Source organism: Clostridium sp. Marseille-P2415 (assembly GCF_900155545.1).
Classification (GTDB): domain Bacteria; phylum Bacillota; class Clostridia; order Lachnospirales; family Lachnospiraceae; genus Lacrimispora.
Window position 1 is genome coordinate 4,024,360 of record NZ_LT732526.1, and the last position, 25,079, is coordinate 4,049,438.

General features: G+C 43.6%; 26 protein-coding genes and 1 pseudogene. 18 read left to right on the forward strand and 9 right to left on the reverse strand.

The features are described 5' to 3' along the window. Window positions 1-127: 127 nt before the first annotated feature. From BQ9856_RS23380 to BQ9856_RS23395, 4 genes are read right to left on the reverse strand one after another with little or no spacing between them, the layout of a single operon-like run. Window positions 128-388, reverse strand: coding sequence for a YgiT-type zinc finger protein (locus BQ9856_RS23380; RefSeq protein ID WP_077613130.1), 261 nt, complete (start codon window positions 386-388; stop codon window positions 128-130). Between the two features lie 4 nt (window positions 389-392). Beyond that, a complete protein-coding gene (locus tag BQ9856_RS23385) occupies window positions 393-1,043 on the reverse strand; it encodes an ABC-2 transporter permease (RefSeq protein WP_077613131.1) in 651 nt (216 codons plus the stop codon). After that, on the reverse strand, window positions 1,040-1,897 hold the full coding sequence (locus BQ9856_RS23390; RefSeq protein WP_077613514.1) for an ABC transporter ATP-binding protein: 858 nt from the start codon (window positions 1,895-1,897) through the stop codon (window positions 1,040-1,042). The genes BQ9856_RS23385 and BQ9856_RS23390 overlap by 4 nt, the downstream gene beginning before the upstream one ends. After that, window positions 1,893-2,273, reverse strand: a complete 381-nt coding sequence (locus BQ9856_RS23395; RefSeq protein ID WP_077613132.1) for a GntR family transcriptional regulator — start codon at window positions 2,271-2,273, stop codon at window positions 1,893-1,895. The genes BQ9856_RS23390 and BQ9856_RS23395 overlap by 5 nt, the downstream gene beginning before the upstream one ends. Before the next feature lie 268 nt (window positions 2,274-2,541). On the opposite strand from BQ9856_RS23395, the gene BQ9856_RS23400 reads away from it, so the two are divergent. From BQ9856_RS23400 to BQ9856_RS24975, 6 genes and pseudogenes are all read left to right on the forward strand, one after another. Beyond that, window positions 2,542-3,330: a hypothetical protein gene (locus tag BQ9856_RS23400; RefSeq protein ID WP_077613133.1), complete on the forward strand. Its 789-nt coding sequence runs from the start codon at window positions 2,542-2,544 to the stop codon at window positions 3,328-3,330. 105 nt (window positions 3,331-3,435) lie between these two features. Then, window positions 3,436-3,708 carry a hypothetical protein gene (locus BQ9856_RS23405; RefSeq protein ID WP_077613134.1) on the forward strand — a complete coding sequence of 91 codons (273 nt, stop codon included), beginning with the start codon at window positions 3,436-3,438 and terminating at the stop codon, window positions 3,706-3,708. 129 nt (window positions 3,709-3,837) lie between these two features. Then, window positions 3,838-4,116 (forward strand): annotated as a pseudogene (locus tag BQ9856_RS23410) (AAA family ATPase); the annotation flags it as partial. A gap of 135 nt (window positions 4,117-4,251) precedes the next feature. Beyond that, on the forward strand, window positions 4,252-4,758 hold the full coding sequence (locus BQ9856_RS23415) for a GNAT family N-acetyltransferase (protein ID WP_077613135.1): 507 nt from the start codon (window positions 4,252-4,254) through the stop codon (window positions 4,756-4,758). 136 nt (window positions 4,759-4,894) lie between these two features. Next, window positions 4,895-5,542, forward strand: coding sequence for a hypothetical protein (locus BQ9856_RS23420; protein ID WP_077613136.1), 648 nt, complete (start codon window positions 4,895-4,897; stop codon window positions 5,540-5,542). 269 nt (window positions 5,543-5,811) lie between these two features. Beyond that, a complete protein-coding gene (locus BQ9856_RS24975) occupies window positions 5,812-6,132 on the forward strand; it encodes a hypothetical protein (RefSeq protein WP_200801346.1) in 321 nt (106 codons plus the stop codon). A 951-nt stretch (window positions 6,133-7,083) separates the two neighbouring features. On the opposite strand, the gene BQ9856_RS23430 is transcribed toward BQ9856_RS24975, so the two are convergent. After that, window positions 7,084-7,956 (reverse strand): MurR/RpiR family transcriptional regulator, encoded by an 873-nt coding sequence (locus BQ9856_RS23430; RefSeq protein WP_077613138.1) that lies wholly within the window; start codon window positions 7,954-7,956, stop codon window positions 7,084-7,086. A gap of 275 nt (window positions 7,957-8,231) precedes the next feature. Between BQ9856_RS23430 and BQ9856_RS23435 the strand changes: the two genes are divergently transcribed. Genes BQ9856_RS23435 through dagF form a run of 6 tightly spaced genes read left to right on the forward strand, consistent with a single transcriptional unit; the run spans window position 8,232 to window position 12,624 of the window. Continuing rightward, complete coding sequence (locus BQ9856_RS23435) at window positions 8,232-8,648, forward strand: PTS sugar transporter subunit IIA (protein WP_077613139.1); 417 nt, start codon at window positions 8,232-8,234, stop codon at window positions 8,646-8,648. Window positions 8,649-8,653: 5 nt separating this feature from the next. Then, window positions 8,654-9,145 carry a PTS system mannose/fructose/N-acetylgalactosamine-transporter subunit IIB gene (locus BQ9856_RS23440; RefSeq protein WP_077613140.1) on the forward strand — a complete coding sequence of 164 codons (492 nt, stop codon included), beginning with the start codon at window positions 8,654-8,656 and terminating at the stop codon, window positions 9,143-9,145. A gap of 12 nt (window positions 9,146-9,157) precedes the next feature. Next, window positions 9,158-9,907: a PTS mannose/fructose/sorbose/N-acetylgalactosamine transporter subunit IIC gene (locus tag BQ9856_RS23445; RefSeq protein WP_077613141.1), complete on the forward strand. Its 750-nt coding sequence runs from the start codon at window positions 9,158-9,160 to the stop codon at window positions 9,905-9,907. 1 nt (window position 9,908) lies between these two features. Then, entirely contained in the window at window positions 9,909-10,736 is an 828-nt protein-coding gene (locus BQ9856_RS23450; protein WP_077613142.1) for a PTS system mannose/fructose/sorbose family transporter subunit IID, read from the forward strand. A gap of 20 nt (window positions 10,737-10,756) precedes the next feature. Then, window positions 10,757-11,887, forward strand: a complete 1,131-nt coding sequence (locus tag BQ9856_RS23455; protein ID WP_077613143.1) for a DgaE family pyridoxal phosphate-dependent ammonia lyase — start codon at window positions 10,757-10,759, stop codon at window positions 11,885-11,887. Window positions 11,888-11,889: 2 nt separating this feature from the next. After that, window positions 11,890-12,624, forward strand: a complete 735-nt coding sequence (gene dagF, locus BQ9856_RS23460) for a 2-dehydro-3-deoxy-phosphogluconate aldolase (RefSeq protein WP_077613144.1) — start codon at window positions 11,890-11,892, stop codon at window positions 12,622-12,624. Between the two features lie 57 nt (window positions 12,625-12,681). Here dagF and BQ9856_RS23465 read toward each other — a convergent pair whose 3' ends face one another. Next, entirely contained in the window at window positions 12,682-14,019 is a 1,338-nt protein-coding gene (locus tag BQ9856_RS23465) for an MATE family efflux transporter (RefSeq protein WP_077613145.1), read from the reverse strand. Window positions 14,020-14,044: 25 nt separating this feature from the next. Next, complete coding sequence (locus BQ9856_RS23470) at window positions 14,045-14,371, reverse strand: ArsR/SmtB family transcription factor (RefSeq protein ID WP_084758076.1); 327 nt, start codon at window positions 14,369-14,371, stop codon at window positions 14,045-14,047. Between the two features lie 492 nt (window positions 14,372-14,863). On the opposite strand from BQ9856_RS23470, the gene licT reads away from it, so the two are divergent. From licT to BQ9856_RS23490, 4 genes are all read left to right on the forward strand, one after another. After that, entirely contained in the window at window positions 14,864-15,703 is an 840-nt protein-coding gene (gene licT / locus BQ9856_RS23475; RefSeq protein WP_077613147.1) for a BglG family transcription antiterminator LicT, read from the forward strand. 205 nt (window positions 15,704-15,908) lie between these two features. Beyond that, window positions 15,909-17,780: a beta-glucoside-specific PTS transporter subunit IIABC gene (locus tag BQ9856_RS23480; protein ID WP_077613148.1), complete on the forward strand. Its 1,872-nt coding sequence runs from the start codon at window positions 15,909-15,911 to the stop codon at window positions 17,778-17,780. A gap of 23 nt (window positions 17,781-17,803) precedes the next feature. After that, window positions 17,804-19,243 (forward strand): glycoside hydrolase family 1 protein, encoded by a 1,440-nt coding sequence (locus BQ9856_RS23485; RefSeq protein ID WP_077613149.1) that lies wholly within the window; start codon window positions 17,804-17,806, stop codon window positions 19,241-19,243. 24 nt (window positions 19,244-19,267) lie between these two features. Continuing rightward, complete coding sequence (locus tag BQ9856_RS23490; RefSeq protein ID WP_077613150.1) at window positions 19,268-21,022, forward strand: carboxylesterase family protein; 1,755 nt, start codon at window positions 19,268-19,270, stop codon at window positions 21,020-21,022. Window positions 21,023-21,111: 89 nt separating this feature from the next. Here the strand turns inward: BQ9856_RS23490 and BQ9856_RS23495 are convergent, their stop codons facing one another. Both BQ9856_RS23495 and BQ9856_RS23500 read right to left on the reverse strand, forming a co-directional pair. After that, window positions 21,112-21,312, reverse strand: a complete 201-nt coding sequence (locus BQ9856_RS23495) for a hypothetical protein (protein ID WP_077613151.1) — start codon at window positions 21,310-21,312, stop codon at window positions 21,112-21,114. Window positions 21,313-21,315: 3 nt separating this feature from the next. Next, window positions 21,316-21,657, reverse strand: a complete 342-nt coding sequence (locus BQ9856_RS23500) for an AbrB family transcriptional regulator (protein WP_077613515.1) — start codon at window positions 21,655-21,657, stop codon at window positions 21,316-21,318. A 342-nt stretch (window positions 21,658-21,999) separates the two neighbouring features. On the opposite strand from BQ9856_RS23500, the gene BQ9856_RS23505 reads away from it, so the two are divergent. Together BQ9856_RS23505 and BQ9856_RS23510 are read left to right on the forward strand one after the other, a co-directional pair. Beyond that, window positions 22,000-23,628, forward strand: coding sequence for a response regulator transcription factor (locus BQ9856_RS23505; protein ID WP_077613152.1), 1,629 nt, complete (start codon window positions 22,000-22,002; stop codon window positions 23,626-23,628). Further along, window positions 23,612-25,051, forward strand: coding sequence for a sensor histidine kinase (locus tag BQ9856_RS23510; protein WP_159442078.1), 1,440 nt, complete (start codon window positions 23,612-23,614; stop codon window positions 25,049-25,051). The genes BQ9856_RS23505 and BQ9856_RS23510 overlap by 17 nt, the downstream gene beginning before the upstream one ends. The last annotated feature ends 28 nt before the right edge of the window (window positions 25,052-25,079 follow it).

Genomic DNA, 25,079 nt, shown 5'->3' on the forward strand with positions numbered 1-25,079 from the left:
ACATTACAAAAACTGAAGTATGACAAGTCGGAATGGTTCCCTGTTAGTTGAATAGAATTGTTATCTTTCGGATGAATGGTAAAAACAAAAGTCGGCGGCTTTGATCAAAAACCGCCGATTGAAGTATCTACATAAGACCAAGCATATGCAATGTGACAAAATTTTCTTCCTCCTGTTTTTCGTATTTTGCAAAGTCAATAACATTATTACATTCCTGCATCGCATACGCTTTTAATCTTGCTGATATTAAGTCGTCAACGATCGTATCATTGCATTTTAGGCATTGGAAAGCCGGAACATTCACAGCCTTTTTTATCAGACCGTTGTATTCGTAATCAAATTCTATATCAATATCTATCATGCGTTTTTGGCAGATTTTACATTTCATGTATTTACCCTCTTTTTCGTTTGCGATAAACCACAACTGAAATTTGATAGGATAAGAATTGAATAGCAAGGCCCAGCAATATGCCGCCCACAATCAAAACATCTCCTTTCATTTGTATAAGCTCGATAATGCCGGATAGAGCGGGGACAAACGATGGGATTGCCACGAAAGCCATTACCGCAATAAACGGAACCATGGACCATACCTTTGCCTTTGTGTAGCCCATCTTGAAATACATAGGCATTTGTATTCCCGTAATGGTAGAAAATGCTAAAAAGGACAGGCTGAATCCAAGTAAAACATCAGGTGTTTCCAATGCTTTATTTTGAAACAACACAAAGCCAGAGTGTAAGATGATGACTGCAAGGAATGACAGGAAGTAATTCAGAAATACAAAAACATATCTTCCAAGTACAATATCCTGCAGTTTAACGGAAACCGAACCGTATAAGCGGTCAAGATTGTTTTTTTCTTGTATAGCAAAAATATTGGACGACATAAGCGCCACGAACCATGCGCCGGTAATCCCCAACAACATAACGGACGAACCCATAAACCCAAACATCAAAACAATCAGTACCAATGACAAATACAGGGCAAACTGTGATTTCATTGTAAGCAGATCCAGCCTTGTGATCCTTAAAAAACCTGTCATTTCTTTGCGCCCCCTTTCCCAATATTGATAACAATATCGTCAATTGACACAGCATCAAGGACATAATCCTTATATTCCGCCGCTTTTTTCACGTCGATAAGCCCCTCAAAACCCATATCAGTTTTACGTAAACCGATGATGCTCTTTTCAAGCTCTATCGTTAAATCTCGTGGCTTACCCTTAATAAGCCGGTAACTGTTTAATAGATCTTCCGTGTTGCCGGTAAAAATCAGCTTCCCATTGTTTATAAGCGTGATATAATCGGCAACCCGCTCCAAGTCTGTTGTGATATGGGTGGAGAACAAAACGCTTTTTTCACCGTCCTTTATATAATCTTGCAAAATTTCTAAAAACTCGTTACGGGTTACAGGGTCCAGTCCGCTTGTCGGTTCATCAAGAATCAACAGTTTTGCATTATGTGAAAAAGCACAGGCAAGCATCAGCTTCATCTGCATACCACGTGATAGCTCTCTTACTTTTTTGCCTTGCGGCAATTCAAAGCGGCTTACCATTTCGCTGAAGATATCATGCTTCCAATTTTTATAAAAAATCGATATTGCTTTTTCTGTGTCTTTGACCGTCCAGCTATCTACATAAAATATGCTGTCGAAAACAACGCCAATATCCTGCTTAACGGCATTTTCACTTTTTACATTATCATTGCCAAAAACTAAAATCTCTCCCTCGTCCTTTTCCAGCATGTTAAGAATGAGCTGTATTGTCGTTGTTTTGCCGGCTCCATTCGGGCCAACAAGCCCCATAATATACCCTTTGGGCAGGGAAATGCTGATGTTATCCAGCTTGAAGCCAGGGAAGCTCTTGCTTACTCCCTTTAATTCTAAATGGTTATCAATCATTTTTTACCTCCAATAAAAGCCGTAAAAGGTTGGTAACTTCATCATCAGACATGGAAGCCCTCTGTGCTGCCTGTATTGCATTGTTAAGGTTATTTTCCACTTCCCTGATAAGCTGTTCATGAATAAGATTAGAACTGCTTGACATAACAAAGAATCCTTTCCCTTGCCGGCTTGTAATAAATCCTTCCTGCTCAAGCTCATTATATGCCCGCGTAGTAGTCAGCACACTGATTTTCAAATCCTTTGCCAGCTGCCGCAACGAGGGAAGCATTTCATCTTCTACCAATTCTCCCGATAATATTTGAGCCTTTACCTGCTCTTTTATTTGCTCGTAAATCGGTAAATTGGAACTGTTCGATATTATAATATTCAACCTGTCACCCCTAACTGTAATGCTAATTACATATACAGTATATTCAGATATAACAGATTTGTCAAGTAGTAGATTATGGTAGGATTATTCTCCGCCCCGACTTCGAGGTGCTGACATAGCCTGTTAGCAAACCCTTCAGAATGATAAAAGAATAGGCGAGTTTTATAATAGGAAAAGAAAATATTACATATAAATGCGTAATTATTACATGATGTTTGATTATCTACTTTGAAGTATTATAATATATTTAGATTAGCTAATCAAAAAAATGTACTTTAAGAAGGAGAAAGGTATAAAAAGAAAGTTTGTTAAATCAATAGTAGCATCAATGACGTGTTTATCACTGGTATTCAGCACAGGTACAATTGCTTTTGCTGCGGATACTTCTGTTTCTCAGCAGAACATACAACGTAGAGTTGAAAATCAGATTGAAAGAATCAATACAACTGTTTCTGAAAATATTACAGATTATAAGTTTTCAGGTAATAGCTTGATGACAATAGAACCAAGCATTACAAAACCTGAACTTGTAATTAAAGCAGATAAACTTACTGCAAGTGACTTGAAATTTTATGCAACTAAGTCGGATGAAGAGATTTATAATTATTTGTTAAAAATTTATAAAAAAGCAGTACAGAATATCAATAATTCTAACCAAGAGTATAAGAATCAACTTGAACAACAAAAACAAACAATGAAATTAGTAGATATAAATAAAGTTAAGATAATTGACACGGACCCGGTAACTAAAAACCGTACACATATAATTAAACCATATGTTGATTCGTTAGGCTATGCGAAATTATGTGTATATTATGATGTAACATGTCAAAATTATCGATTTATAGACGGAAATGTAAATAATTGTGAGCTTGTGGAGAGGATTAGTTTGGGATCGTGGGAGTATGAAAGTGGTTATACATACCCTTTAATAGAAACTGATAATGGGAGATATATCGCTTTTCAAGTAACTGGTAAATGGACAGTTGGTCTTGATCATGGTATAGGTGTTGTCTATGAAAAATGGTATGATTTTAGCGATTATAATCGATTTTAATAAGTTAATTTAGATGTAATTTAAATGTAATAGAAAAATTTTAAAGACTCTGCTATAATATAGTAGAGTCTTTAGTTTGTATATCTGTATATAAGGAGAAAGATTATGAATAAATTCTATGTAAAGATTTCTATTATATTTCTGACAATTTCAACAATATTTTTTCCATACTATTTTGGTTTTGATGATGGGAGGCTTGAAAAAGCTTTTGGTTTTCCATATGGGTATATTTATTTTAAAGAAATGAAAGTATCAATGATTCGTTCAATGAATATTGATTTATCATACTTGCTCGTGGATTTTTTAATCATCTATTTATGCATTAGAGTTGGAGCAAAAATATTCAATTTTATTAAAAGCATAATAGTCCGTTATTAAAATAGTGATATAGGTATATAAATTGATGGTCAAGATAGTTGTCAGTATTTATTAAAATTATTTAAATGCACTGGCAATTGACTCTAGGCTAACATAGGGTAAACTAAAGACACAAATTTAACCCTCATTTCTGATAAAATTAAGGAAAATGGGCTGTATCTTTTAGATGAACCGGAAAACAGTCTGTCTCCTGAACGACAGCAGGAGCTTATAAGATTTCTTGAAGATTCTGCACGTTTCTTTGGCTGTCAATTTATTATAGCAACTCATTCTCCGTTTCTTCTCTCGATGAAAGGGGCTAAGATCTATGACATGGATGAGGATCCGGTAGATGTGAAAAAGTGGACGCAGCTTTCCAATGTCCGTGCATATTATGATTTCTTCAAACAGCATGAAAGAGAATTCTGATTGAATACTAATAGATGGATTCTAGTTTACCGATAAGTTATGTAACTTCCCATTAAGTTTATTTGATTATAGTGATGGCTACTAAAAACAATGAAATGGAGAAATTGAAATTTGCTGAGAAAGAGGATAAATATAATGCCATTAAAATTAGATTTTATGTCTTCTCGTTATATGGTTAAACAGTTTAAAGAAGAAGATGTTTCGAACATATATGCACTTTGTAAAAGAAACCCAACTTATTATAAATATATAAAAATAGAACCCACCCTTGAAAATATCAAAGAAGTTTTGACTGAGCTACCGCCAAATAAAACTATGGATGACAAATTTTTTGTGGGTTTTTATAAAGACAATCAGTTGGTTGCAATTCTGGATTTAATCACTGGATATCCTGATATAAATACTGCATTTATTAGTTGGTTCATGATGGATCAGGATTTTCAACGGATTGGAATTGGTACTGAAATAATAATGGAAATACTTTTTTACCTGAAAGAAGAGAACTTTCGTTATGTGCGGTTAGGGTACATAAAAGGAAATCAAGAAAGTGAGAGTTTTTGGATAAAAAATAAGTTCATTCCTAATGGGATTGAATCTGAAACAGACGATTATACAATTGTAGTTATGCAACGAGAGTTATAAAAGGCCGGCTAATTAATTAAATTCTTTAGGTAAAATAGCAAATGATGTATACGAAAGGGCAGTTACCGGCAGGCCCAGGCTGCTTTTTCGTATACGTCATCATCGATTATTAAGAATTTGTAAAAGGGGAAACTGAATGAATATAATAAAAATTGAGGGTATATCAGAATCATATCCTGAACGGGTAGATGGTACAATAGAGTGGTATTTTTGCAAAGATAGTAAAAATTGCTTTTGTGATTTATATGAGGCCGAAGAAATAGTTAAATCTGGAAAAATGTTTTCTGGTATGATCTGTCATTTGATTCATTATCCAGAGGGAACTGTTTACAGTCCGTTTGAACTGAAAGAAAATGTATATATTGAGCAGCCAATTTGGGACAAGGGAAAGTTGTATTTTTTAGGTGTTGATTTTTCCAAACAAAAAATACAGATATATAGCTATTTTCCAGATAATCAAAGGCTTGAAATGAAGAAAGAACTGCCATTGGGAATTGTCGAAGATTGTTACAATCTTATGTTAAAAGTCTCGCCCCTCATGCTTTGCCGAGATGCAAACAATGGTATCTATGAGATTGTTTGGCCAGAAAATAAAAAAATAGAGATAGGACAAACAGAGGGATTACTATTCCGGGAGGGAGAAGATTTATATTTTTCCGAATGGTATGAGAATCCGGAATATCATGAAAATGTAATAATCAGAGATTTAAATACTGGAAAGATAAAAGAAAAATATTCTGGTTATTTATGTAAATTGCCTGATGGAGTGTATTGGAAGATTTAACTTAGAAGACAAAGCGTGGAGAATAATAAAAATATAGTTCGAGAAATAGAAGAATAGAGATTGTAGTACTTTGATATGCGCCGGGAAAAATTCCTCCGGCGCATATTTTTATAGAAAAGTACCTTTGATATTAAACGGGTTTTTATCAATTACCGCTTTTTAAAGTGGTGTAATTAGGCCGTAAGTGTATCTGGTGGTATAAAAAATTATTTTAAGGTGTCGTTAATAAAACGGTAACAGCGATTCCCCGGCTTAATGCGCCAACATTTGTGGTGATCTGTACAGATAAAAGTGATCCTTGTGTCGCAGAAGCACTACCTGTTCCAGTTGCAATACAGTTAGGAGTTTCTGCAGTATTCGGTCCGGTAACTGTTGCGGATATACCTGTACTTGCAGGTGTTCCAAATCCACATGTACTTGTAAAAACGGTAGCCGTAACCGTTTCGCCGGCTGTAATTATATTATCTCTGATGTTTAAAACCAAGCCTGTAATAGTAGCGTTGAATGGTAATGTAACATTGCTTGTGGCAAATAACGTAATGGGTGATGAAGTTCCCAGTCCAATCCAGCCTCCATTGCTAACCGATTGATCTGTCGCTAAATAAATTACTAAAGGTCCGGTTTCGCCAGCAGGCCCGGTAGGCCCGGTAGGTCCGGTAAGTCCAGTAGGCCCGGTAGGCCCGGTAGGCCCAGTAGGCCCGGTAGGTCCAGTAGGCCCGGTAGGCCCGGTAGGTCCAGTAGGCCCGGTAGGTCCGGCAGCACCAGTAGGTCCGGTAGGCCCAGTAGGTCCGGTAGGCCCAGTAGGTCCGGTAGGCCCTGTAGGTCCGGTAGGCCCAGTAGATCCAGTAGGCCCGGTGAGTCCGGTAGGCCCAGTAGGTCCAGTAGGCCCAGTAGGTCCGGTAGGCCCTGGGCAGCCTCTGGGCCCTCGTGGTCCTGCCGGACCACAGCAGCATTTAAAATGATGATCGTCATCACAATCTCTAAAATGACTCATTATAATTCCCTCCAATCAGGGTGTAAAATGACTTTTTAAATGTAACATAAAGGATTATTTCGTTCCTTTATACACTTATAATATGAAAATTAGTACAAGTTTGCTATAAGCTTAAAAATCAAAGAGTTTCATAAATATAACGTATTAGGAAATTCTCTTTATAATCAAAGAAAAAGCCTTGAAATTTTGTGTTAAAAGAAAAAGACTGTTGTTCAATTAACCGTGTGTTAATTTTACAGCAGCCTGCTTCTGCGTATAAAGTTTATAATGATTTGTTTAAAATATTAATAGTAATAAACCTGTGTTTCATGCCCCATGCAGACAATATTTGATTTTCCGATTTTATTACCGCAGGCATCCAATGCCTTTACCTGAAAATATGGTCCCAAAGCCGGTACTGTTATTTTTGTCTCAAACCCTGTACGGGGAGTGCTGAAAATATCAATGGCCGGAGAATCCGGGTCCGGGCCGGAGAGTACCTGCCATGCGGTTGTTTCCGTCGAACCATTCCGGGATACATACGTGACTGCATTGGAGTGAGACGTATTTACAGTAAGTCCATAAAACGCCTGAGCCCGTCTCTGGTATCATCCTGGCTGCTCAGCTTTGAATAGGAGGCGGCCTTCTGGAAGGTCTGGAATGATTTCACATCCTCAGTTAAGAAGTTGTGGAACAGCATATCAAACAGGACCAGAATGAGGATCTCCCTGGATATGGTATTGCTGCTGTGCAGCAGGTCTGTCTTAGGAACCAGCAGAGTGATGTTGGCGTAGGGAGAGCAAAGGGATTTTTCGTAATTGGTAATCAGAAGCACGCTGCTTCCGTTTTTCTTAAAGTCCGCCAATATGGAAGAAAGCTGCTTGTGGTTGCCGGACAGGGATATGGTGACGAATAAATCGCTTTCCCGGGACAGGCTCTGATATAATTTTAAGGTATCGTAATTGGTGAGCGCCTGTACCGTCAGGCCGATGGTCATGAATTTGTGAGCAATGATTTCCGCTACATTCTGGTTAAAATTTAAACCTACGATAAAAATGCGCTGGGATTTCAGCATGAGCTCCCGGGCATGATTGATGTCTGTGGGGTTTGTGAGGTTAAACAGGCTGTCTAAGAGCATCTTGTTGTCATTAAGGAGTGTGGAGTAGTCGGAGTGATTGACGGAAGACGAGCTTTTGTCAATCTCCTTCTGCATGGTATATTTTAACTCATTAAGCCCGGAATAGCCCACTTTCTGGGCAAAGCGGATAATGCTGGCGTCCGATGTTCCGATCTCCTTTGCCAGTTCCTGGGCGCTGAGCTCAATGAATTCTGCCGTGGATCTCTTGATATATTGAACGATCTTCCAGTCAGTTTTGGTAAACTGGTTAGACATGCCGTCAATACGGGCCATTAAAGTAAAAAGTTCATAATTTTCCGTCATTTGCAGTACAGCCTTCCTTTCATTCTTCCCGAAAAGGGAAGCCGTGTTGTTATTTCTGTAGCATTTCTGTAGTGAATTTCAATTTAAGTATATCATATATTTGATTTGAAATTCAATATTCCTTATTTAAAAAAGTTATAATTACAAAAAAGTAGTAAAATACATATTGAAACTTGTATAAATAATATAAATACAATATTGACAATAAAAATGTAGTATGCTACAATTCGAATTATCAAAGACAATACAGGGATAATAAAACCAGGAGGTACGATATGGAAAAACCGCAGATTTTACTTTTAACTCACGGAGGCTGGGGAGCGGCGCTGACGGAAAGCCTTAAGATGATCATGGGGAGTGTTGATTTTGTCCATGAGATTCCGCTGACACCGGAATTGACATTTTCGGAGTATTACGCCCTTGTGGACGAATATGCAGCCGGGATGCCGGAGAAGTCTTTAATCATAACCGATGTATTTGGGGGAACCACCACCAATGCCGGCGCTAAGATTGGAAGAGAACGCAATATAAAAGTGATTTCAGGTCTGAATGCACCTCTGATGATTGAAGCCTGTACCCAGATCCAGTATACGGGGGATTTAAACTTTGATGTGGTATTGCAGCAGGGACAGGCTTCGGTGATTGATGTGGTAAGTGAAATCATGAAGTCTATGGAAAAGAAGGAGAATTAAGAGAGATGGCAGAAATCGTATTATGCAGGATTGACAGCAGGCTGATCCACGGACAGGTCATGACCAAATGGGTCAACCAGTCCCAGGCAAATAAGATCGTTGTAGTAAGCGACAGCCTGGCAGCCGATGAGTTCATGCTGGAGATTTACCTAATGTCTGCTCCGGCAGGGGTTAAGGTAGAATGCTACAGCAGAGCAGATGCTGTAAGCAATTGGAAAGAAAACCGGTTTGGCAGCGGCCGGGTGCTTTTACTGCTCCCGGATTTGGAAAGCATGAAGGAGGTGTACGGCGGAGGGCTTGAGGTTACCGATATCCAGGTCGGGGGCCTGGGGGGAGCGCCAAACCGCAAGGTGGTATTTCAGAACATTACTTTGGATGATGCGGATGTGGAAAAGCTGGTTTATCTGCAGAATGCAGGTGTAAAGATCATTTTCCAGACCATTCCGGAGGATGTTCCACAGAATCTGGATGCAATTTTAAAAAAATATAATAATTAAGGAGGGTATGACATGAGTGTGTTGATGTTAGCTGTATGTATGGGGTTTTATTACTGGTTCTGCCGTTTGAGATTTGGGTATACCTTTTCTTCCATGCTGCTGCAACCGGTAGTCATCGGTGTTTTTGTAGGTTTACTGACCGGAAATATGCCGTTAGCCATGAAGATCGGTGCAGGGCTTCAGCTGGTTTATCTGGGAGTTACGTCTACTCCCGGCGGCAATGTTCCAAGTGATCCGGCGCTTGCGGGCTGTATTGCCATTCCTTTGGGCGTGATGTCCAATATGACCCCTGAGGTCGCCATTGCCCTGGCAATTCCTTTCGGTGTTCTGGGAGTATTTGTGGATCAGTTAAGAAGAAGTACCAACGCGGTCTGGGTGCATATGGCAGACCGGTATGCGGAAAAAGCGGATACAAGAGGAATTTTACGGGCGGCTTTCCTTTATCCGGCGGTCGCAGGCCTGATCATCCGTTTCCCCATTGTATTTGCCATTGACTTTTTCGGTGTAACAGCCGTGGAAAAACTGATTTCCGTTCTTCCCCAGTGGCTCATGCATTCCTTTGAGATCATGGGAGGGATCCTTCCGGCTCTTGGTTTTGCCATTACCCTGTCAGTCATTGGAAAGAAGACCCTGGTACCGTTCTTTATCATAGGCTTCTTTGCGGTTATGTATTTGCAGCTTGATACCATGGCAGTGGCTATTTTTGCAACCTGTATGGCATTGCTTTTAGGTTTATTCCAGTTAAAGGAGGAGGCAGTTTAAGATGGGAGAGCAGACACAGGTAAGGAAGCTTACCAAAAATGATATTACGAAATCCATGTGGATATATTATGCCGGCGCAGAACTTTCCAATTCCTATGAGCGCTTGCAGAGCCTGGTATTCTGTGCGTCCATGACGCCGGTTTTGAAAAAGCTTTATGATACGGATGAAGAACTGAGCGCAGCCTTAAAACGCCATCTGGTCTTCTTTAATACAGAAGGAACCTTCGGTGCCATCATTCAGGGGATCGCCATTTCCATGGAAGAGCAGAAGGCAAATGGGGAAAATGTGACCGATGAGGCCATTACCGGCATCAAGACCGGACTCATGGGCCCCATAGCAGGAATGGGAGATGCCATTGTATGGGCAGCCATCATGCCCATCATCATTTCCATCTTTCTTCCCTTTGCAAGCAACGGTTCCGCCCTCGGCGGTATCATGCCGCTGATCCTGTATCCGGCGATTACCATTGCCATTGCTTACGGGCTGATCCATAACGGTTATACTTTAGGCAAAAAATCAGTGGTGTCACTGCTTCACGGCGGTAAGATGAAATCCATTATCTTTACAGCCAATGTCATCGGTCTCACCATGATGGGAGCTCTGTCGGCAAGCTATGTAACCATATCAACGCCGTTAAAGTTCGGATTTGCAAGCGGAACGCAAATCGTGGTACAGGATATATTGAATACGGTGGCACCGGGCTTGCTTCCTCTTGCAGCCGTATTTATCATCTATTTTTATCTTAGAAAGAAAGGACCTTATTATAACAGAATCCTGCTTACCGTAGTAGCGGTATCTGTCATAACTTCTCTGCTTGGAATTCTGTAGAGGTCCCTGGGAGTATAATCATGGAAAACATATATAGTAAGAACGGCTTACAGGCCGTAATCAATGCTTCCGGAAGAATGACGAAGCTGGGTGTTTCTACCATATCAAAGGGTGTGGGAGAAACACTGGTAGAGGCGGCCGGCAACTATGTGGTGATCGATGATCTCTATGCCTATGCCGGCAGGAAGATCGGCAGCATGATCGGAACAGAGGATGCCTGTGTTACGTCCAGCGCCTCAGCAGGTATTGCCCTGGCGGTCGCCTCCCTGATCTGCGGGGGCAATCTCCAGAAAGTAAAACATCTGTACGATCTCCTTCCCTTTGCGCCAAAAAGAGAAGTGATCCTGTTAAAAGGGCAGAATGTAGATTTCGGTGCACCGGTTGCTGAGATGATCCAGGTGGGCGGAGGAAAAATCGTAGAAGCCGGTTATGCCAATGGCTCTGCGCTTGATGACATCGAACAGGCAGTGACGGAACATACTCTGGCAATCTTTTTCGTCAAATCCCATCACTGCGTCCAGAAGGAGATGGTGGATGCAGAATCTGTGATCCATCTGGCTAACCGTCTGGGAATTCCCTGCATCGTAGATGCGGCGGCAGAAGAGGATTTGAAGATCTACGCTGCCATGGGAGCGGATTTCGTATGCTATAGCGGAGCTAAGGCGATCGAAGGGCCTACCAGCGGCTTTGTAGCCTGTAAAACCAGGGAACTGGCAGACCATATGAGGCTTCAGTATAAGGGAATCGGCCGCACCATGAAGGTGGGAAAAGAGTGCACCATGGGGCTTGTGAAAGCGATTGAGGAATATCTGGCCGGTGGAAAGACAAGTCCTGTAACAAAAGAAGAGCTGGAACGGTTTGCAGCCCGTGTAGGGGAGATATGCGGCTGTAAGACATCAATGATCAGGGATGAGGCCGGAAGAGAAATATACCGCTGTAAGATTGAGTTCATCCCGGAGCTTTACGGCATGGACGCGAAAGCGGTGGTAAAGAAGCTGCAGGAGGGAGCTGTCGCAATCTTTACCAGGGACTATCAGGCGAATATTGGTTCCATCGCAATTGACCCCAGGCCATTAAACAGCGTGGAAGAACTGGATATGATTTACCGCAGGCTTTTACAGATCCAGAAGTCAGCAAATGGAGGGAAGTAAAAATGGAAGGACTAAATTTTTATAAAGGCAGGGTTTGCTTGAACTGCCTGACCAATTCAATTGAAAATGCAAAGGCAATCTATGAGGCGGCAGAGGGCCAAGTGGCAGTCGGTATCCTTTCGGCAAATTATCCGGATGTGGAAAGTGCTGTGGAGGATATGAAAAAATACCAGGAGGCGGTGGATAACAATATCTCCGTAGGCCTGGGCGCAGGAAATCCCGGGCAGTGGAAGGCTGTGGCTGAAATCTCCGGACAGATAAAGCCGAAGCACATCAACCAGACCTTTACGGCAGGCGGCTATACCAGAGCAAAGACCGGGGAGGGACCGTTTTTAAATTCCATGGTTGCTCCCTGCGGCAAGCCGGGATATGTAAAAGTTTCCACAGGCCCCCTTTGCAAGGATATGGAGCCGGCCATCGTGCCTGTTAAAACAGCGATTGCCATGGCAAAAGAGCAGGGAGCCGATTCCTTAAAGTACTTCCCAATGGGAGGGCTAAAGGTCCGGGAAGAATTAGAGGCTGTGGCCAAAGCCTGCGCGGAAACCGGTTTCGGGCTGGAGCCCACAGGCGGCATTGATCCTGATAATTTCAAGGAAATCCTGGAAATTGCCGTGAATGCAGGAGTGGAGCACATCATTCCTCATGTATATTCATCCATCATTGATAAGGAAACCGGGGCGACCAGGATACCGGATGTTCTGGCTCTTTATGAAATGATAAAAGAAGTTGTTAAATAAAAGGAAATGCTGTTTTCAGCCGTAACCGGCCGGAAAACAGCATTTTTCTTCTGGTTTTTATGTAGCTGAACGGCATTTCCACTTTCCGGTCCGGTATTCCATAAACGATATCAGCAAGTTTATCAGCCAGCCGATTGGAACCGCATACCATACCATGGCAATGCCAAAACGCGGCGCCATGGTTACGGCTATGAATACCCGGAGTGCGAGATTTGCCAGGTTGGCAATGGTAAACATTTTCATATCGGCAGCCCCACGCAATAACCCGTCTGTGTTCATTTTCAATCCGATCAGGATAAAAAAGAATCCCATAAACTTTAAGTAACCATTACCTGTCTGCAGGGCAAGCTGCGTACCGTTTTCCCCTAAGAACAAACGGACGATAGGGGAATAGAAGCATTCCAGTACGATGGCGATAACAACGGCAAAAAAGAGGACAAATCCATTTGCAGTATGATACCCCTTCCGCACCCGTTCCTGTCTGGCAGCGCCCAGATTTTGTGCGGTATACGATGACATGGCATTTCCGATTGCCGCCATTGGCACGATACAGATACTCTCTATCCGCATGGCTGCGGAGAAGCCTGCGAGCATTTCCGTTCCAAAGCTGTTGACTACCGACTGGACTAAAAGCATACCAATGGATACGGTCGACTGCTGCAGGATCGAGGGCAGTGCGACCTTTGACATGTCAAAAAACGAGGCCGTATCAAAAGCAGCTTCAAGATGAGAAGAGTATTTCCTGAATTCTTTTATCAGCAGCAGGAAAGAAAGAACGACGGATACTCCCTGTGCGAGAAAGGTCGCCCAGGCAACTCCGCTTACTCCCATGCCCAGCGAGCATACCATATAAATATCCAAAAAGACATTAAGCAGGGACGAAAATATTAAAAGATACAGCGGGATTCGGGAACGCCCGATGGCATTGAATATGGCGGAAAGCACATTGTACATGAATAAGAACGGAAGTCCCCAGAAATAGATCCTGAGATATTCGGATGCCATATCTAAAATGTTATCGGGGGTATTGAGATATACCATAAACGTCCTGCCATAGAAAAGTCCAAAAGCAGCTAAAAGAATGCTTAATATAAGAAATGATATCAGCGCAGTGTATGCGGACTGCATCATCTTTTTATAATTTCTCGCCCCCAGATACCGGCTGGTTATTACCGAGGCTCCCACGCCGCCGCCAATTGCGATGCAAATAAATACATTGGTAAACGAATAGGAGGCTCCTACGGCTGCAAGGGCTTCCTCGCTTACAAAACGTCCCACAACAACGGAATCGACCATTGTATAGAACTGTTGAAATAAATTTCCGATAATCATCGGTAAAGTAAAGACAGCCAGTGCCTTCACCGGCTTTTCATTGATAAGATATTCTTTGTCCATAATAGATTCCTAACCTCGATCGTATTTAATGTCTTCTGCCGCATTCATAATCGCAGATGCATTCCATTGTCAGGCTTTCCGCCTTTTTAACAGAATTTGCTTCATGAGTAAATTGTTCTGAAATCTGTTTCAGGAGATCAACATCCACGAGATAATGCATGTGATATCCCATTTTTTTACCCGTAACGATACCGATACCCTTGAGGACATTCATCTGCTGTGATACTGCCGGTTCACTGATCCCGAGCTTTTTTGAAATCGCCCGGACGCAATAATGCCGATCCATCAAAAGCTTCAGGATCTGATACCGGGTCGGATCGGTTATGATATGCAGAGCATGAATGTAGTCCAAGATTCATCCCCTCCTTTTATTTAAGTATAAGCTTAATTAAGATTGTACTTAATCAGAATAGCTCTTTCATTTTGTTTTGTCAAGAAAGCTTTTACTGAATAAACGATCAGCTGCATTTCCTTTGGGGTAGCTTCCTTTCCGTAAAATGTGGGAAAGGTATTTATGATTTTCATATTCCGTTCCTGTAAAATATGTTCAAGCTCATCAATGGAATACAGCCTGATTGGGTCTCCATATAAAATCCTGGGTTTTTCCGCGGGCTTCCCATATGGGATATCCTTTTAAAAATTGTTAAATTTGCACAAAAATTACGCGTAATATTAACAGGTTTGCAAATGGACATCTACAATGATCCATGATATACTCTTTTCAGAAAATAGATTTGTAGTTTGTGACTGGTAAGGCAGGCAAGATCTACAGGGTTGTTATCACATATCGGTATTATGTGGTGGTCCTCGTAGCTTGTCTTTTTTATTATATTTGAAGGGGAATATGAAGATTGAAAAGGTACTGAATAATAACATGGTATTAGCTTATAATACAGAGGGGAAAGAAATCATACTGAAGGGCAAATCCATCGGCTTTGGGAAGAAAAAAGGCGACGAGGTGGACCGGAAGCTGGTGGAACGGGTATTCGTACAGAATGATAAAAAAGATGCCCGTCACTTTGAAGAGTATTTTGCAAAGCTTCCCCAGGAATATTGGGAAATCAGCGAGCAGACCGTGGATTATGCAAAAAACGAGTACGGGATGCAGCTGGATTCACGAACCATTCTTCTGATATGTGATCATATTGCAGGCGCGGTGGACCGTTACCGGAATGGAACGATTCTTCACAATGCCATGCTTTGGGAAGGAAAACGGTTTTATCCCAATGAGTTTAAAGTGGGCCAGTATGCGGTAGATTTAATCCGCAGACGGCTCCATATCTCTATGGAAGAGGATGAAGCCATGTTTCTGGCATTTCATTTTGTCTACGGGCAGTTAAACCGTCAGGAGACAGATGATTTAGAGACAATCACAGGGATTATTAAAGATATCGTGGATATTGTGGAAGCTGCCTACCAGGTTAAGCTTAATACGGAATCCTGGGATTACAGGCGTTTCGTGACTCACATAAGGTTTTTCGCACAGCGTATGCTGCAAAACAAACAATACGAGGAAACCGATGAGGAATGGTATCACCTGTTAAAGGATAAGTACCGCAGGTCCTATAACTGTATTGTTAAAATAGCAAATTATATCCATGACCGGTACTATTATGAAGTGGACCGGGAAGAAATGATGTATCTCATGATTCACATAGAGAAAGTCACCAGAGAACTGGTATAAAACAGAGGTATGGGATTGTTACCGGACAGGAAAATCAGTCCGGGCAGGACCCTGCATAAAGATCAGGCTGCAATGTTTATCTTGTTTGCAGGCTGATTTATGCAGGGTCTTTTTCATTTTGAATGATAAGGTGTTATTAGAAAGCCGGCAGACACCTTTTCAGATAGATAACAGTAAATAACCTTAGATTAAGGGGGATAAAATTATGGCATTTGATTATGCGAAGACCGCAGAAACTTTGCTCGATAAGGTTGGCGGTGAAAAAAATGTGGAAGGATTGACTCATTGCATGACTCGTCTTCGGTTTGTTTTAAAAGACAGCAGCATTCCAAAGGATTCTGAAATTGAAAAGATTCCGGGAGTAATCCGGGTAGTCCGCCAGGGCGGACAGTATCAGATGGTTATCGGCAACGAGGTGGGAAATGTATATAAGGAGCTGCTAAAGCTCGGCAGCTTTGAGGAGAGCACCGGAGGAAGGAATGACGGCCCTAAGGAAAACTTATTCTCACGCCTGTGCGGTTTTGTGGCAGGCTGTATGACGCCTTTGCTTCCTGCTATGTTAGGCTGTGGTATGATTAAGGTGGTTCTGACCCTTCTTACGACCTTTGGGCTGGTTGATACGGCTGGAAGCACCTATGTGATCTTAAATGCAGCAGGAGACGCATTCTTCTATTTCATGCCGGTCTTACTTGCAATGACCACTGCAAAGCGCCTTGGCTCCAATATTTACCTTGCCATGGTAGTGGCTGCTTTTCTGATTCATCCCAATATTACAGCCCTGCTTGGGGAGGGTAACACAACCTATTTCGGGCTTCCGGTAACCGCTGCTGCTTACAGCTCTTCTGTGCTTCCTGTATTGCTCATGGTTCCGCTTATGGGGTATATTGAGCGGTTTGCGGATAAGATTTGCCCGAATGTTGTAAAGGTATTTTTGAAACCATTAATCGTAATCTTCATTAGCATACCGATTGCACTGGTAGTCGTAGGACCGATCGGAAGCATCCTTGGAAATTATCTTGCAGATGGTGTTAACTTCTTATATAATAAAGTGGGCTGGCTTACAATCATGCTGCTGTCCGCTGCCATGCCGTTCATCGTTATGACCGGTATGCATTATGCTCTGGTTCCCATTGCGACCATCAGCTTGACAAGCCTGGGCTTTGACGTAATCTTAATCATAACCATGTTCTGCTCCAATCTGGCTCAGGGCGGAGCGTCTCTGGCTGTTGCTGTGAAATCAAAGGATAAGGATGTGAAATCCACAGCTTCTGCAGCCGGCATCTCCGCCATTGTTGCAGGAGTTACAGAACCTGCCATGTATGGCGTGACATTAAAGTATAAAACCCCTATGATAGCTGCTGTCTGCGGTGCCGGGATCTCAGGTTTTTACGCCGGAATTACCCATCTGGCTGCCTACTCCATGGGAGGCTCTCCTTCTGGTTTGTCCTTGATCCAGATGATCGGCGGAAAAGGCTTTGGAAACCTGATCAATGGCGTGATTGCCCTTGCCATCACCCTGGCGGTATCCTTTATTCTGACTCTCATTCTGTATAAGCCGGAATCAAAGACAGAGGATCCGGCAGCTTCTGCAAATACACAGGCCGAAGAGAAAAAGCCATTGGTGGAAACCATTGAACTGGCAAGTCCTCTTGCCGGTACCGTAATTCCGTTAACAGAAGTAGAAGATGCAGTATTCGCAGGCGGAGTTTTGGGAGAGGGTGCAGCCATTATCCCGGCCGAAGGAAAGGTATATGCTCCGGCGGACGGAACCGTCAGCGCTTTAACCGAAACGAAACATGCGGTGGGCATTACCACTGACAGCGGAGCAGAGGTCCTGATCCATATAGGGCTTGATACGGTCCAGCTGGGCGGAGAAGGCTTTACCCTTCACTGTAAGGCTGGAGATAAGGTAAAGAAGGGAAATCTTTTACTGGAATTTGATATGGAGAAAATAAAAGCGGCAGGCTTTTCGTTAACCACCCCTGTGGTTGTATCCAATATGACGAACTTTGTAAGCTTAAAGGCCAGTGATAAGAAACAGGTGAAAGCAGGAGAGAATCTGCTCACTATTGTTTAATTTAAGAAAGAGGTGTATGTATAGTGTCTGTTTTTACGGAAAATTTTTTATGGGGCGGCGCAGTAGCGGCGAACCAGTGTGAAGGTGCCTGGGACGAGGCGGGAAAAGGGATTTCCGATTCCGATGTATGCACCGGAGGCTCCCATACCAGATCCAAGAGGATTACCAGAACGATAGAGCCTGGCACGTTTTATCCAAGCCATGAAGCCATTGATTTTTACCATCATTATAAGGAAGACATTGCCCTGTTTGCGGAAATGGGCTTTAAAGTGTTCCGGTTTTCCATCGCATGGACCAGGATTTTTCCAACCGGCATGGAGGAGGAACCCAATGAGGCCGGCCTGGAATTCTATGACCGGGTGATAGAAGAATGCAAGAGCCATGGCATCGAGCCCCTCATCACCATTTCCCATTATGAAATGCCCTTTGCCCTTACGGAAAAATACAACGGCTGGGCTTCCAGAGAGTGCATTGATTTATTCGTAAAGTATGCCACGGTGCTGTTTAAACGGTATAAAGGAAAGGTGAAATACTGGCTGACCTTTAATGAAATCAACGCAGGAACCATGCCCATGGGCGGTTTTCTCTCTTTGGGTATTTTAAATGAGGGGACAACGGATTTTACCAATCAGGTGGATATTCCGGAACTCCGTTTTCAGGGGCTGCATCATCAGTTCGTGGCAAGTGCTCTGGCGGTAAAGGCCGGTCATGAGATCGATCCGGACTGCAAGATCGGCTGTATGATCTGCCATATTACCACATACCCATTGACCTGCAATCCGGATGATATTTTAGAGGCTCAGAAACAGAATCAGGTTTTAAACCAGTTCTGCGGCGATGTGCAGGTAAGGGGAGAATACCCCAGCTTTATGAACCGTTATTTCAGGGAGAAGGGAATCACCGTCCGGATTGAGCCGGGAGATTTAGAGATCATAAAAGAGGGCTGTGTGGACTATTATACCTTCAGCTATTATATGTCCAACTGCGCAACCGCTTCACCGGATCAGGCGAAATCCTCCGGCAACTTAATGGGAGGGGCGAAAAATCCTTACCTGGAATCCAGCGACTGGGGCTGGCAGATCGATCCCAAGGGGCTCCGCTATACGTTAAATGAGCTTTACGGACGTTACCGCATCCCTCTGATGGTGGTAGAAAACGGTCTGGGTGCTTATGATAAGAAGGAAGAAGATGGAAGCATAAAGGACGATTACCGGATCGATTACCTGAAGAAGCATATTGAGCAGATGCGGGAAGCCGTGAAGGATGGTGTGGATCTGATGGGGTATACCCCATGGGGCTGTATCGATCTGGTCAGTGCCTCGACCGGAGAAATGGCCAAGCGGTACGGGTTCATCTATGTAGAAAAGTACGACGATGGAACCGGGGATTTATCCAGAAAGAAAAAGAAATCCTTTGACTGGTATAAGAGAGTGATTGAAACCAACGGAGAAGATCTTGGGTAAAAACAAAAGGGGAGTTAACATAAGATGAAAAAACAAGGGGTAATAGCCGGGCTTGTGATACTTGCTGCGGTGATGGCGGCAGGCTGCGGCGGTACTGGGAAAAAGGAAACCACGGCTACCGGTATGGCAGCCGTTGAATCTGTCACGGCAGAACCGGCGGCGGAAACAAAGAGTACGGATGAAAAAGAGTCCGGTGAGACGGTCGTTGCCACAAAGTATGGTCCGGTAAAAGGTGTAAAAGAAGGGGGGATCTTAACCTGGTACGGAATACCATATGGAAAGGCACCTGTGGGAGAACTCCGGTGGCAGGCACCGGAAGAACCGGACAGCTGGACAGAGGCCTTAGCGTGCGTGAAAGCCTCCGAACCGGCTCTCCAGCTTTCCGGGACAGAGGTTTCGGGAAGCGAGGACTGCCTGAAACTGAATGTTTATGCCAAAGAGGGCAGTGAAAATCTGCCTGTTATGGTATTTATTCATGGCGGCAACAACCAGACAGGAAACGCGGGGGAAATACCCGGTACCGATCTGGTGAAAAATGATAACTGTGTGTATGTTTCCGTGGATTACCGGCTGGGCCTTTTGGGCTTTAACTGCCTGCCAGCCCTTAAGAAAGGGGAGAACAGTACCGGAAATTATGCCATGCTGGATATTGCGGCGGCTTTAGACTGGGTGAGGGATAACATCGGGGAATTCGGCGGAGATCCGGAAAATGTTACCATATCCGGCTTTTCGGCAGGCGGACGTGATGTGATGGCCATGTTAGTGAGCCCGGTATTTAAGGGAAAATTTCAGAAGGCCATTGCCTTCAGCGGCGGAATGACAACGGCGGATGAGGACTTAAGTGCCAGGAAGATTGCGGCAGCCATTGCGCCCCTTGCAGCAGAGGACAAAAAAGCAGCCAATGAGGCAGAGGCGGCAAAGTGGCTGATGACAGACGGGGAGGATGTAAAGGAGTACCTTTATTCCATTCCGTCAGAGCGTCTTGCGCCCCTGATGGGAAATGCGGCAATCCGTATGAGCGTGTTCCCTCATCTCTACGAGGACGGCGTGGTGATACCGGAAAATGGATTTGATACGGAAGAATACAACAGCGTACCTTTGATGATGCTTACGGGAAGCTCTGAGTTTTCCCTGTTCTGCCTGGGTGACGCTTACTTTAAGAGCGAAGACATGGCGGGTTACACGGAAGACGAGATAGAGAGCGCCAAAGCATTTGCAAGCAAATACGGAAGCGATATGTACCGTATTTTTAATGCTCAATGCAGTGCGGAAAAGATGTACGGTCATTATGATGCGGCTATCTATATCTGCCAGATCAATTACGGCAGCAAGGATTCCCAGGTAAGGGATTTAGGAGACTATGGCGCTTTCCATGGAATTTTTGTCCCCATGCTTTCCGCAAAGCACAACTATCTGGATTATTTCCCGGGTGCGTTTGAAAAGGCAGGCTATGCTGCAATGGCAAAAGAGTATAACAGCTATCTGGCCAATTTCCTTGCCTCCGGAAATCCAAACGGAGAGGGTCTGGCATCATGGAGCAATTGGACGCCGGAAAATAAAGTGTCCATGATATTGGATGAAACAGAAAAGGACGCGCTTGTGGAAGAAAAGGATGTGAGCACTACATACGATGACATCATCGCAGCCATGGAAGCGGACACCGGCGTTTCTAAGGAAATCAAGGAAAAAGTGGTGAAGCATGTATTAAATGGACGCTGGTTCAGCAGTGTTCAGGACAAATATTTTAGAAATGAAAGCCTTTGGAGTGATGTAGAGTAAGCTATAGTAAGAGACTTCTCTGTAACGGTTCGTTATTACGAGCCGGAGCAGAGGGGTCTTTTTAATATACAGTTTATTCAGTTTTAATTTTACGGGTTCATATAGCGTTTCAGTTCATTATAAAAATTCTCCCGTGTACCTGCCAGAATGACAACGACAATGTGACCTTCTTCTTCATAGATACGGTAGGCAATCTTATCCAGTGCCTCGCGGTAAGCCATTTTAAGCCCTTTTTCTTTTAATTTCTTGAAATACCGTTCTGCGGCTTTCATCAAGCGTAGTTCATACATATACTATTCCTCCGCTCCGAACAGTTTATCAAGGTCAGTCTTTCCCCCAGTACCTTGTACGAGAGCATCTGCTTCTTCAATCATTTTCTGTACGGCAGGGCGTACCTTTTTGCTCTGCTGTTTAAAACGCTCCAAAAGCTCAGCTCCTTCAAAGCCTTGTGCAATCAGGTCCGCAAGTATCTGCTCGGAAAATTCACTACCGCCTGTATCACGCACCGGCCGGATAAGAATTCCGCCTTCCTGCAAAATACATTCGGCTTCGTTGTTAAAGCCAAGGGCATCAAAGTATTTCTGTGGTATCGTTACCTGACGTTTGATAGAAACACTGATTATTTTGCGTTCCATTTTATGTTCACCTCTGATTACAGTCTGCATGAAAGATTCTCCTTTCTATTATATGCAAGGAAATTTGTTTTATTCAGATTTCTTTGTTTCTTTGTTTCCTTGTTTTTAATATAGCGTAAAAATTCAAGACTGTCAATCAGTGGCGGCTTGCTGCGACCTTTTTGCTGTACCAGATTGGAATGGCTTGACGCTTGTTATCAGTACTATTTATAATAAAGCTATTTTCATAGGTATATTTTTTTACGAATGAAAAACCAGGGACGGAAATTATTCTCTTATATTTCCCTAATGAATTTTATATAATCTTATCATAGTGGTGCGACGGACAGGGGGTTATGAAGCATGGTAAAAATTTTTCTTGCAGAGGATGAAAAAATCGTCCGTGAGGGAATTAAGAACGGTATCGCATGGGAAAAATATGGATTTGAGTTTGCAGGGGAGGCACCGGATGGGGAACTGGCATATCCGCTGATTATCAAGTCAAAGCCGGATATCCTGCTGACAGACATCCGCATGCCCTTTATGGATGGGCTTGAACTGGCTGAGATGGTAAAAAAGGAGCTTCCAGACCTCCATATCATGTTTTTCAGCGGGTATGATGATTTTGAGTATGCAAAGCGTGCCATAAAAATCGGGGCGGCGGATTATCTTCTGAAGCCTGTAAGCAGCAGCCAGCTGTTAGAAGCTCTGGAACGCATGAGCGAGACCATTATGCAGGAGAAAAGTGAGAAAAATTACAAACTGGAGTTCTTAAAGCAGCAGGAAGAGCGGAAGCGGATCGAACGGGACAGGCTGTTTGATACCATTATATCAGGGAAGCTGAGTCTCCAGGAGATACTGCTTAAGGGGCGGGAGCATAACCTGACACTTAGTGCGCCCATGTATAACCTGATCCTGTTCCAGGCGAGGGTGTCCGATAACCAGGAACAGTATTCGGATGAAGGGGTTATCTTTGACAGAAGGTTAAAGGATGAGCTGAACGGCCGGATGGATATCATCGGATTTAACCGGCTGACAGAAGGCTATGCCTTTCTGATTATGGGAAATGACGCAGAAGACCTGGAAAGTAAGGTGGCCGCGTACGGGAAGCGTTTGATCCGCCTTGTGGAATCCTGCCCGGGAATGGAGTATTTCGGGGGGATCGGCGTTCCGGTCCGCAGACTCAGTGAGTTAAGGGCCTGTTTTAAGGCGGCCAGCCGGGCCTATGCCAGCCGTTATATGCTGGAATATAACCAGCTGCTTACGGCGGATGCGGCGGTCCGGCTGCGCGACGATTCCGGAAGCATCAGTTTGGAAGGCATGGATATGACAAAGCTGAGCCGGGACATCGTCCCCAATTTTCTCAAAAACGGTTCGGTTCCGGAGGTAAAGTATTTTGTGGAAGAATATCTGGAGGCCTGCGGGAATAATTTTAAATCCCTGATTTTCCGGCAGTACATATTGATGGATGTTTATCTGGCGGTCATTGGGTTCGTGACCCAGCTCGGTTTTGAGCCGGAGCAGGTCTTAAAGGAGTTTGGAGATGTGAAAACACTGCAGCCCTGCGTGGGTTCCGGCGAAGCGGCGGTTAAGTATACACGGGATATTCTTACAAAAGCCGTCGTTTTCCGCACGACCTGCTCCCAGAAAAAGTACCGTCTGGTCCTTGAAAAGGCCAGGGATTATATTGCGAGCCATTATAAAGACGAGGACATTTCCTTAAATGTGGTGGCGTCCAGCGTGAATATCAGCCCCAATCATTTCAGCACCATATTCAGCCAGGAGATGGGGATCACATTTGTGGAATATTTAACAAAGGTGCGGATGGAGGCAGCAAAGGAGCTGCTTCTTAAAACAGATCTTAGGACCTCGGAAATCGGTTATCAGGTCGGATATAAGGACCCTCACTATTTCAGCTACATATTTAAGAAGACTCATGGAATTACGCCGAAAGCATTCCGGTCAGGAGGCGAAAATGAAATACAAACGTGATTCGATCAAGGCAAAGATCCGGTCCATGCAGGCAATTGTGTTTATCCCAGTCATTATTATGATTGGGATATTGCTGTATATGATGGCCTGGCAAAACAAGCAGTACCGGCAGAGCATCCGGAATCTGACTATGGCTACGGAGTTTAATTTTGACTTTAAATCCAACATTGATTATAAAATGTACCGCATTGTAATCGGGGCGGACACCTTTGACACCTTAAATCCGTATGAGGATCTGGAGAATTCCAGGAAGATTTTTGAACAGCTGAAGGATTCCACCCCTCAGGAAACCAGCAAAAAGGGCTTAGATGGCATACTGGTCCTGATCGGCATTCTGGAAAAACGGATCGAGGATATCCGTACCAGCAGTATTTTCGGTGACTATGACCGGAATATGGAGCGCCTGGACAAAGACATTTATGTGATCACAGACCTTATTGAAGAATCCATGTCGGATTATATTTACAATGAAACAAAGACTCTGGAATCCATGCGGCAGAAGCTGGATGCCAAGATCAGGCAGGTCATGGCCCTGTGCATTGTGGTCTCTGCATATATCATCGTATTTTTAATGGCCTCTTTCTCATCCTTTGGAAAGAAGATCACAAAGCCCATTGAGGAATTGTGTGAATATACCATGGAGCTTGCCGGCGGCAGCTTAAAGGTCAACGCCCCCAAAAGCAACATCCGGGAAATCCGGATGTTAAGCGATCAGTACGATCAGATGGTGGTCCGCATCGGAGAGCTGATCGAACATAATAAGGAGGAACAGGAATTAAAGAGGAAGACCGAGTTAAAGCTTCTTCAGGCTCAGATCAACCCTCATTTCCTTTATAACACTCTGGATACCATTGTATGGCTGGCAGAGGGGAAACGCCATCAGGATGTGGTGGATATGATCACCGCCCTCTCATCCTTTCTGCGGATCGGGCTCAACAATGGGCGGGATTTCATCACCATCCGGGGAGAGGCGGAGCATGTGAACAGTTATCTTCAGATCCAGCATTTCCGCTATGAGGATATTATGGACTATGAGATCGATTTTGAAGAGCAGATCATGGAATATTCCATTTTGAAGCTGACTCTGCAGCCGATCGTGGAGAATGCTCTTTACCATGGGATCAAGAATTGCAGGAAAAAGGGCTTCTTAAAGATCACCGGCCGGCAGGAGAATGAGGACATTTTTTTAAGGGTGGAGGACAACGGGATCGGTATGAAGCCGGAGGAGCTTGGAAAGATGCAGAAGCAGGTAAGCAGGGGAGGAGAAGACGTGGATCTGCGGGAGGGCTTTGGGATTGCCAATGTGGCGGAGCGGATCCGGCTTAATTTCGGCGATTCCTATGGGCTTCATATTGAAAGTGAGTATGGGGTCGGGACATCCGTAACCGTAAGGATCCCGGCTGTTTTAAAAGGAAATAAATAAAAAACTCAACCTTTTTCCAAAAAAATCC